The sequence below is a fragment of the Actinotalea ferrariae CF5-4 genome, assembly GCF_000603945.1.
Lineage (GTDB): Bacteria > Actinomycetota > Actinomycetes > Actinomycetales > Cellulomonadaceae > Actinotalea > Actinotalea ferrariae.
Genome location: NZ_AXCW01000168.1, coordinates 1 through 9,034, shown reverse-complemented (window position 1 = coordinate 9,034; position 9,034 = coordinate 1). Strand labels below are relative to the sequence as shown.

Here is a 9,034-nt window from a genome sequence, read left to right as displayed (position 1 = left end):
CCTCAGGCCGGTGGATCAGGGCTGAACGGACGCGTGCGCACGGTACCCATCCGTCACGGCGACCTGCTCGGTACTCCGCGGTCGTCCGCGGACCGCGCGATGACGTCCGCCCCGTGCCACCAGCCCTCCGCGCCGTGCCCGACGCCGGCGATGGTCCACGCGAGCTCGGCTCTCGTTTCCGCGGGGACGACGTCGTCGACGGCCGCTCGGACCTCGGGCGACGAGCGATCCAACGGATGGCTTGCGTCACGATGGCGGCCGACCCGGTGTCGGTCACCGGCGCGTGGCGTTCGGGACGTCGCTGGAACGGGCCGCCGCGAGCACGTCGGCCCTGCTCAGCTCGAGCCCGAGAGGATCGCGCTCCATGCGGTGGAGCTCCTCGGCGGCGCCGCCGCTGTCGCCCGCACCCGCGAGGGCAGCGATCCTGATCTCCCGTGCGACCTGGAGCCGCACGGGGCTCGCCTCCTCGGCGACGCGGGACGCGGCTTCGGCTGCTGTCCGCGCGGCCACGCGGTGCTCGCCGTGCAGGAACTGCGCATAGGCGAGGGCGGACAGCGCTTCACTCAGGTAGTCCGCAGCGTGCTCGCGGCAGAACTCGACGTTCTCCTCGAGCGTGGTGACGGCTCGAGCCCCGTCGCCGTCCTTGATGAGCATCTGCGCGAGGTTGATGTTCTCCTGGGCGGCATAACGCGACGACTCCTCGAGCCGCACGGCCCTCAGGTCGGTCAGCGTGGCCAGCTCGCGCGACCGTGCGATCTCCGCCTCGGCGCGGGCCCACTCCTTCAGCATGAGGAACGCCAGCGCGCGCAGGTTCGCCGTGACGGAGAGGAGCGCGCGCAGGTCACCGTCGGAGAGTGCCTGCCCCTGCGTTGCGCCCGCCATCTGCCGGTCCAGCTCGTCGAGCATCGTCAGGCCCGTCCGCGCCGAACCGAAGCGCTTGATCTCGGCGGCCGCACGGCGATGCCGTGTTGAACATGTCCGTGGGCGCGTGCGCGGCCACGGCGGCAGCATCGAGCAACCGGCGGCAGCACACGTCTCCGACCGCTGCCATGAGGACCCCGGCGAACAGCTGGAGACGGTGCAGACCACTCCCGGCGATCTCGGCCTCACGGGCACGGACCGCCGCCGCCGCGGTGTCGTAGTCCCCGGTGAGGAGGACGAACGCGTCCAGGTGGTCGGCGAGATCGGCGATCGGCAGGGCGAGCAGCAGGCGCGCCGACTCCTCTGCGCTCGGGAGCTGCCATTCGAGGGCGTCGGCGTGGAGGGAGAGGAACCTGGCGGGGTCCTCGAAGCTCCGGACTCCGAGGTCCGTCAGGTAGTAGGGGGCGGCGATAGTCCGTTCCGGTCGCGCTTCGGTCGGCGCCGCAGCCACGAGGAGCCGCTCCATGAAGCCCGGCGCGACGGTCTCCGGCGCGATCGAGCGCGCGAGCTCACGTGCCCACCTGACGAAGTCCACGGTGCCAGCCCTTTCTCGGTTCGGACACGCCGGAGGGGGCCGCCCCTGTGGCGACCCCCTCCAGTGCTCAGATCTTCGCGCCGTGGTTCCAGCCGGCGGGGATGACGGCGAACGTCTTCGCCTGCTGCTCGGTCAGGCGGGTGACGATGCTCTCGATCTTCTGCTGGTCGCTCACAGTGGCCCCCCAGGGTCGGCAGTCGGCGATGACCGCCGCTGCGGTGAAGTGCGGCTCGTGCCGTGTCACGACACTCTCACACGACAGTCACCGCTTCGATGACTGTCTCGGTGACTGGACGGCGTGTCTGCGGAACCGGCGTCACGGCGAGGGATGGTAGGAGCGGTTGACGTGGACGAGGCCGGCCACGTCTCGCACGACACGCTGCTCCAGGACGCGCGCGACCACGAGCGTGCTGCTCGCGACGTCGATCCGATGGACGACGGCTCCGTGGAGCCAGGCGACCGCACCGGCGACGACCGGGTCGCCGCCGAGCGTCGCCCAGTCACCCTCGGCGAAGCGATCGACCCCTCGCGTCGCGCATCGTCGCGCCACCTCGACCTGGTCGTGAGCCAGCAGGCTGACGCTCACCGTCCGGCACGCCCCGACCGCAGGGGCGACGGACGCGGCGGCCGCCACGGAGAACGTGAAGTGTGCCGGCCGCGCGCTCACCGAGGTCACGGACGTCGCCGTGAAGCCGAAGGGCACACTCGCCACGACGCCGGCCACCACCGCCACGCTGCTCGTGTGGCGGCGGAAGACGGCCTTGAAAGCCTCTTCGTCGACCGCCGTCGCCTCGCCGTCCTCGACCGGACGAGATGTCTCGATGCCCCCTGAACGCCCCATCGAACGATTCTGGCAGGCCGTCGGAGACGGCCACGCGATCCGGAGCCGTCCGTGGCCCCACGCGGATCACGGCCCCGGGGTCCGGTCGTCCGCCGATGAGCCGCTCGAGGACCGCCTCAGCGGCTCTCGTCGAGCTGACCACTGTCGGCGAGACGTTGCGCCACGTCACACAGCTTCTCGTTGCGGTGCTGGCTGACCCGGACCAGCATCGCGAACGCCTGCTCCGACGTCACCTTGTGCCGCTCCATCAAGATCCCCTGGGCCTGCCCGATGACCTGCCGGGTCGCCACCGACCGCGAGAGGGCCGCCTGCTCGTGCGCAGCGGAGTACGCGACCGCCGCGTGGGCGGCGAACAACAGACCGACGTGCTCGGACTCGTCGTCGAGCGCCCCGGCCTTCCGCGAGAACAGGTTCAGCGCACCGAGGTCGTCGCCCTCGACGTACAGCTGCAACGCCAGCATGCCCAGGGCACCGGCCGCGACCGCTCCAGCGGCGAATCGCGGCCAGCGGTCGTCGGTGGCCAGGTCGGGCGCCCTCACCGTCAGGTGCTCGTACGCCGTGGTCATGCACGGACCCTCGCCCAGCGTCTCCTGCAGCTCGTCCACGATCCTCGGTAGCTCACTGGAAGGGGCCTCAGAGGTGACCCGGCGGCGCCCCCCTCCACGAGCGTCTCGTGGGGGTCCTGCTGCTGCTGGACGGTCCGGGCGAACTCGCTGAACTGCGCCGCGAGCCCGTCCTGCCCGTCGGAGGTCCCGGTTGCGGAGGTGGACGGCTGCCCACGGCCGTGTGCCTCTACCATCATGGTCCCCTTCGGTGCACGTGGCGGTCGGACGGCGCAGCACAGGTCGACAGGCCACGGTAAGCCACCTACGGTGGCGGTGCGCCGGTGTCGACCTTGACAGCCCAGGGTGGCGGGCACCGGCAGCGGTGGAGCCGCTCATGCACGTGGACCTCACGGCCCGACGGTCGGCGACCGGTGGTGGCCATGGGACGGGGGACGCGCCGCTCCCTCTCGCGGCACCGGAGAGCACGGCCGTCGTCGTCCCGGTCGGCCGGCCAGGTGGCCGACTCGTGCGTCGTCGACGGGCTCGTGACCTCTCCGGACGTCACGGCGCCCCCAGGGCCGACGGCGCCGCGGCGCGGCGCTCGCGCCGTTCGCACGATCTCGGCGCGCGTGGGGAAGCATGACCACCGGTGTCCCGGAAGCCCTCTTCCAGCACGACCTCGTCCTGCACGACGGAGCGACGGCACTGGTCGATCTCATGGTGCCGTTCGTGCTGGACGGCGCCGATCTCGGCGACCGGGTCGTCTTGGTCGGAGAGCCCGCGTTCGTCGACGTGATGCTGACGGCAGTACCAGGCGTCCCCGGAATCGTCGCGGTGCCCCGGTCCGGGCGCGCACGGTTCCCCGGTCGCGACCTCCGCCAGTTCCAGCGGGTCCTGTCGACGCTCGGGGAAGGGCCGCGCCTGCGCGTCGTGAACCAGATGCCGCGCATGGCCCCGGACGCGTGGCACGAGTGGCGTCGCTACGAGGCCGCCGCCAACCGTCTGCTCGCGCAGCACCGCGTGTGGAGCACGTGCGCGTACGCCACCGACGGGCTCGACGCGGGAATGCTGCAGGACCTCGCCACGAGCCACCCCCATGTGCTCACCGCAGGCGGCCGTGAACGGAGTGAGCGGTTCGCGCGCCTCGACGTCCACATCGGCACCTACCTCGACGTACCCCGCCACCCCATCGAGGCGACGGCCCCGCAGCTGTCCCTGACGAACCCGACCGCCGTCGCGGCACGTCGGGCGATCCGCGAGCCCGGCACCGCGATCAGCCTGCCCGCGGCCGCCATCGACGCGGCTGTGCTGGCGGTCAGCGAGACAGTCACGAACAGCTCGCTGCACGGACAGCGACCCGCGCGCCTCCAGGCGTGGACCCGAGACGGACGGCTCACCATCTCGGTCACCGATGCAGGGGCCGGACCGCATCCGCTCGTCGGCCTGGTGCCCGCCCCCGTCGACGAGGGATCCGGCCGCGGGATGTGGATCCTGCTCCAGATGCTCGCTGACATCCGTCACCGCACGGACCGCCACGGCTACACGGTCCGCTTCAGCGTCGGTCACGACATGGTGGCTCTCGCCCCTGGGGGCCCGCAGGCGTCGGCTGCAGGCGACCGCGCCGTCCGGTCGTAGCCGTGCCGTGAGCGGAAGCGGTCTCGGCGGATGCCCGGTGTTCTCCTCCGACGTGGCGAAGAGCGGGCGGCTCCGTCCGCCGACGACGAAGGCCCGGACCATCAGGTCCGGGCCTTCGTCACTGTGTAGCGGGGGGATCACCCACAGATGCGAACGTCGTCTGAGACATCGGACATCGCCCCAGGTCAAGCACTCATGCATGGGCATCTGCACACCCCGGGGCCCAGTCATGTCGCGTATCGAAGCACTCTGTTGAGACACCCGGCGATCGCGGCGCAACAGTCAGGGTGCGGTCGCCCGCGCCCGACCCTCCGCTACGAGCTCCCCCCGGCGCGACGGCGTCAGCTCCTCCCACCTAGATCCGGCGTCCACTCAAGCGCGCGCGCCGAGCGCCGCCGCCAGATCGCGGAGGGCCTCGTACATCAGCTGAACGTCAGTCGCGGACAACGGCTCGTCCTCGTAGACCTCGCCCTCCAGCGCGGCCACACGTCCCTGCGCGTCCCGTACCAGCATGACCTGCCAGAAGACGCTGCCCGCACCGACCTCGAGGAGCCCTTCTTCCTCGCCCTTGAGGTCCAGGCCGACGTCGGCGAGCCGAGAGCGGGTGCGCTCCTCTTCCAGCGACGGGACACCTGAACCGAGAAGGTCGGCAGGCACTCCCCGGGTGATGAGCACTCCCTGCCCCATCCTGACCTCCTGATCAGTTTCAGTGCTGCCGCGCCCGGTACGCGGCGAGCTGGTCCAGCATGACGACCACGTCGCCGTGGAGCTCGTCGGGCCGGAAGGGCGCCCCGTTGCAGACGGCGTCGGGCACGCTGCCGTGGGCGAGCGGGATCACATCGGCCGGGTTCTCGGGCCAGCCGATGTCCATCATCGGCTTGCCATTGCGGTCATCGCGCCGGTCCTTGGTGCGGACGCAGGCCCACTCGGCGCCAGGCACCTGCGCCCGGATGACGTCGCCGACGTGCACGACGACGAGATCCCACAGCCTCATGAGCGCGTCCGACGCCGGGCGCGGACCACCAGGCCGGGGCACGAAGTCAAGATTCGCCTCCCATGCCCACGGCGGACGGCCCGGCGAGGTGTCCTCCTGGGCCTCGACGGCCCGCTGGAAGTACCACTCGTTGAGCGAGCGCAGGCTCTCCCGGGTCGGCTCGAGCACCGGCCCGCCGGTACGAGCCGCCCACTCGTGCAGCACCGCCCGCCGCTCGGGCTCGGACGCCACCCACTCCCCGAACCGTCGTTCCGCCTCGACCCGCGTCAGGTCCAGCCAGCCCGTCACCCTTCGCCACCGGACGGGATCGAGAACCACAGGGACCGGTGCACCGTCCCGTCGGAGTACGTGCACTCCAAACCCGGCGGCAGCCACGACCACGAGATGCCCGCCATCGAAGCGCCCTCGGGCCAGTACACGTCCGTCGAGCACGCCCGGTCCGCGCGTTTCCACGCGAGCGCGGCGTACGCCAGAGCCGCGAACAGCACGACGACGGCTGCCGCTGCGGTGACGAGAACGGCACGACGGACCCGTGGCCGCGCCCGTGTTTCAGAGTCCACCTGTGTCATCTCCGGTACGTCGTCCCGTGCCCGGTCAGGCTCCCACGGCGGAACCGCCGACCGGGCCGTCATCGGCAGCCTGGCCCGATGCGCGCGGGTCGAGCTCCTCGAGCGGCACCGACGACGGGCCACGGGCCCGCCCCCGGCGCGTCCGTCACTGCAGCGGTGCGCGCACGTCCTCGTCCTCGTCTCCGACGCGGACGAGGAGGTGGCTGCCCTCCGGCAGGCGCTTCCCGGCGAGGGCACCGCGCACCGCCTCGACGGTGGTCAAGACGTCCTGCGGATAGACCCACACCTCACCGCCGTCGGGGTTCAGAAGCGTGCCATCCACCTCGGCGACGCCCCGGAGCGCGCGGTGCAGCACGCGTTCCACGCTGCGCGCTGCCGCGGCGCCGTCGGGTCCGGGGAGGACGACGGCGACGCGGGCCGGCAGGGCGGCCGGTTCGGGCGTCGACGCCGGGTCGGACGCGCAGACGGGGGCGTGACCCACGACGTCGTCGGGCCACCGGGCCGTCTCCCCTGGCCACCACACCTGCTCGCGGACCGGCCGGAGGGCACCCCGTTCCAGCTGCACAGGCATCCACCGCTCGAGGGCGACGCTTCCGAACGCGCCGCCGGGCTGGCGCCGACCGCGCTCGCTCAGCGGGACGTGACGGCTGTCGACACGGCGCAGGGACTCGTCCACCCGCTCCACCCGCAGGAGCGTCCCGTCGGGGAACGGCACCTCCGTCTCGACCTCGGGGGGCGGCCACGCAGCCGGGTCGAAGTCGTCACGCCCACCGAGGACCGTCCACGTCTTCCCGACGGCGAGCCCGGACACGTTGACGGCGAGCAGGGCGTCGCCAGGGTCGAGGACGCGGACGTCGTCGAGCGTGGGCGGCGTCGCCCGCGGCGCGAACACGTAGGTCAGGGTGTCGTGGCGCGCGGGCACCCTGACGACGCGTGCCGGCGCGAAGGTGCCGTCCGCGAGCGGGACGACCACCCAGTCGCCGGGCGCGTACGCGAGTCGGGCCACGGGTCGCTCCTCACGTCGGGGGCGGGGTGGCCGGGACCGGCCACCCCCGCCGTGCACGTTACGTCGTTACGAGCACCGGGCGAGGTGTCTCTCGACCAGCCGTGCCCGGGCGTTGAGCAGCGCGTTGCACCGCAGCCTGCTCGATGCCGGAGGAGGTCGCCCGCGACGTCGTAGGTGCGCACCCGGTGCCTACCCGAGGCGACCGCCGTGGCAGTGTCGGTGCAGGCGGCGCCGGGGTAGCAGAGGGCGGGCGCGCGATGCGTGCCTGGGCAGCGGGTGAGCAGCCGCACATGCTGAAGGCCTCGCGTCACGAGTCGCGCCCCCGGCCCGCGACAGGCTCCGTCGAGGACCAGCCCGGGAAAGACGAAAGCCTCCCGGGTGATCCCGGGAGGCTTTCGCGTGAACCTGCGTTCGCAGGTTCCCACAGTAGCGGGGGCAGGATTTGAACCTGCGACCTCTGGGTTATGAGCCGAGCGCACTACCGCCAGCGCACGGCGCTGAGTAGGCTGTTCGCAGGCAAACATGCAGGTCAGCGAAGGATTGCAGGTTCGCCACTGTTCGCAGCTGGCCGCCTCTGTTCGTCGTCGTCTGCCCACATTCTGCCCACACGCCAAGGACGGGAGGTCGTGGCAATGGCCTGGGTCTCCAAGCGTCGCAGCGCCGACGGCTCCGTCCGACATCAAGGGCGCTACCGCGACCCCTTCGGCGAGAAGCGGACCGCCGGGACATTCTCCACCAGCCGGGAAGCGTTGAAGGCGGCCATGAAGGCGGAAGGGAAGGTCGCCGACGGCACGTGGATCGACCCGCGGGGTGGCACCATCACCTTCCGCGAGTACGCCGAGGACGTCTGGCTTCCGTCACGACACCTCGAGGTAAGCACCCGAGCTGGCTACGTGTCCTACCTCCGCAACCACTTCGTGCCGTTCTTCGGTGCGATGACGCTGGCCCGCATCATGCCGTCGACGGTGCAGGACTGGGTCACGCGGGCCGTCGAGCAGGGCCTGTCGCCGCGCTCGATCGCCAAGTACCACGTGATGCTGCACTCGGTGTTCTCCCGGGCGGTGCGCGACCGGCTCATCGCCTTCAATCCGTGCGAGGACACCGAGCTTCCCAAGGTCGTCGCGAGGAGAGCACGGACACTGACTCCCGAGGAGTACACCTCCGTGCTCGCCGAGGTCCCCGACCGCTTCAAACCCCTGGTGATGACAGCGATCGAGACCGGCCTCCGCTGGGGTGAGCTCGTCGCGCTGCGTCCGCGGCACGTGGACTTCCTCCGGCGCTCGATCACGGTCGAGGAGACGATCGTGGAGGTGTCTCGCAAGGACTCCCCCACCGGCGAGCGGATGATCGTCAAGGCCTACCCGAAGAACGACGAGCCACGGACCCTGCGGGTCTCGCAAGCACTCCTCGACGTCCTCGCATCTCGGATCGCCATCCTCGGCCTCGGCCGTGACGACCTGCTTTTCCCGTCACGCGAGGCGGTCGGCGGTCAACCGCTGTCCCGCGCGACTTTCAACACCCGATACTGGAGGCCGGCCATCGAGCGATCCGGCGTCGACTTCAACGTCCGCATGCACGACCTTCGACACGCCCATGCCTCGTGGCTGTTGGCCGGCGGCGCCGACCTCAAGACCGTCATGGAGCGCATGGGGCACTCCCAGATCATGACGACGCAGAAGTACCTGCACACGCTGCCCGATGCCGACGATAAGGCGCTCGCCGCCTTCGAGAGCGTAAGCCGCCGATCGACGTAGTCCGTTGAGCCGTGCGGGGAGTTGCAACGCCCGCGCTGCTCTTCCTGCTGGCGAAGCGATCGACGGACCATGCTCGCCACGGATGCCGGTGTCGCCGTGGCCGCTGCGGCCTCCCTCTCCGATTGAGGTGCGATAGCTGCACCACGTGCCGCGCCCGGACGAGCGTGGGGTGATCTGGAGCCGCCTGAAGTGGTCGGGCATGCAACCCATGATGGCTCTTCGCAGATGAGGGTG

Annotated in this window: 11 protein-coding genes; 2 read left to right on the top strand and 9 right to left on the bottom strand. The window is 71.3% G+C overall.

Going from position 1 to position 9,034, the window contains the following annotated elements; all coding sequences use genetic code 11:
• Positions 1-273: 273 nt before the first annotated feature.
• The 5 genes from N866_RS13395 to N866_RS13380 all read right to left on the bottom strand — a co-directional run bounded on the left by N866_RS13395 (position 274) and on the right by N866_RS13380 (position 2,902).
• A complete protein-coding gene (locus N866_RS13395; protein ID WP_034227174.1) occupies positions 274-906 on the bottom strand; it encodes a hypothetical protein in 633 nt (210 codons plus the stop codon).
• Positions 842-1,456, bottom strand: coding sequence for a hypothetical protein (locus tag N866_RS13390; protein WP_034227171.1), 615 nt, complete (start codon positions 1,454-1,456; stop codon positions 842-844). Before N866_RS13390 ends, N866_RS13395 begins: the two co-directional genes overlap by 65 nt.
• A gap of 67 nt (positions 1,457-1,523) precedes the next feature.
• Positions 1,524-1,700: a hypothetical protein gene (locus N866_RS21000; protein WP_155855368.1), complete on the bottom strand. Its 177-nt coding sequence runs from the start codon at positions 1,698-1,700 to the stop codon at positions 1,524-1,526.
• 72 nt (positions 1,701-1,772) lie between these two features.
• Positions 1,773-2,297, bottom strand: coding sequence for a flavin reductase family protein (locus N866_RS13385; protein WP_034227170.1), 525 nt, complete (start codon positions 2,295-2,297; stop codon positions 1,773-1,775).
• 116 nt (positions 2,298-2,413) lie between these two features.
• The gene (locus N866_RS13380; protein WP_052023038.1) at positions 2,414-2,902 is read right to left on the bottom strand and encodes a GAF and ANTAR domain-containing protein; all 489 of its coding nucleotides are present in this window, start codon (positions 2,900-2,902) and stop codon (positions 2,414-2,416) included.
• 579 nt (positions 2,903-3,481) lie between these two features.
• On the opposite strand from N866_RS13380, the gene N866_RS13375 reads away from it, so the two are divergent.
• A complete protein-coding gene (locus tag N866_RS13375) occupies positions 3,482-4,477 on the top strand; it encodes an MEDS domain-containing protein (protein WP_034227168.1) in 996 nt (331 codons plus the stop codon).
• Positions 4,478-4,849: 372 nt separating this feature from the next.
• On the opposite strand, the gene N866_RS13370 is transcribed toward N866_RS13375, so the two are convergent.
• The 4 genes from N866_RS13370 to N866_RS13355 all read right to left on the bottom strand — a co-directional run bounded on the left by N866_RS13370 (position 4,850) and on the right by N866_RS13355 (position 7,046).
• Entirely contained in the window at positions 4,850-5,164 is a 315-nt protein-coding gene (locus tag N866_RS13370; RefSeq protein WP_034227166.1) for a hypothetical protein, read from the bottom strand.
• A 19-nt stretch (positions 5,165-5,183) separates the two neighbouring features.
• A complete protein-coding gene (locus N866_RS13365) occupies positions 5,184-5,759 on the bottom strand; it encodes a hypothetical protein (RefSeq protein WP_034227164.1) in 576 nt (191 codons plus the stop codon).
• Positions 5,756-6,031 carry a hypothetical protein gene (locus N866_RS13360; RefSeq protein ID WP_155855367.1) on the bottom strand — a complete coding sequence of 92 codons (276 nt, stop codon included), beginning with the start codon at positions 6,029-6,031 and terminating at the stop codon, positions 5,756-5,758. The genes N866_RS13365 and N866_RS13360 overlap by 4 nt, the downstream gene beginning before the upstream one ends.
• 154 nt (positions 6,032-6,185) lie before the next feature.
• Complete coding sequence (locus N866_RS13355) at positions 6,186-7,046, bottom strand: hypothetical protein (RefSeq protein WP_034227161.1); 861 nt, start codon at positions 7,044-7,046, stop codon at positions 6,186-6,188.
• A 632-nt stretch (positions 7,047-7,678) separates the two neighbouring features.
• On the opposite strand from N866_RS13355, the gene N866_RS13350 reads away from it, so the two are divergent.
• Positions 7,679-8,800, top strand: a complete 1,122-nt coding sequence (locus N866_RS13350) for a tyrosine-type recombinase/integrase (RefSeq protein ID WP_034227159.1) — start codon at positions 7,679-7,681, stop codon at positions 8,798-8,800.
• Positions 8,801-9,034: the final 234 nt, after the last annotated feature.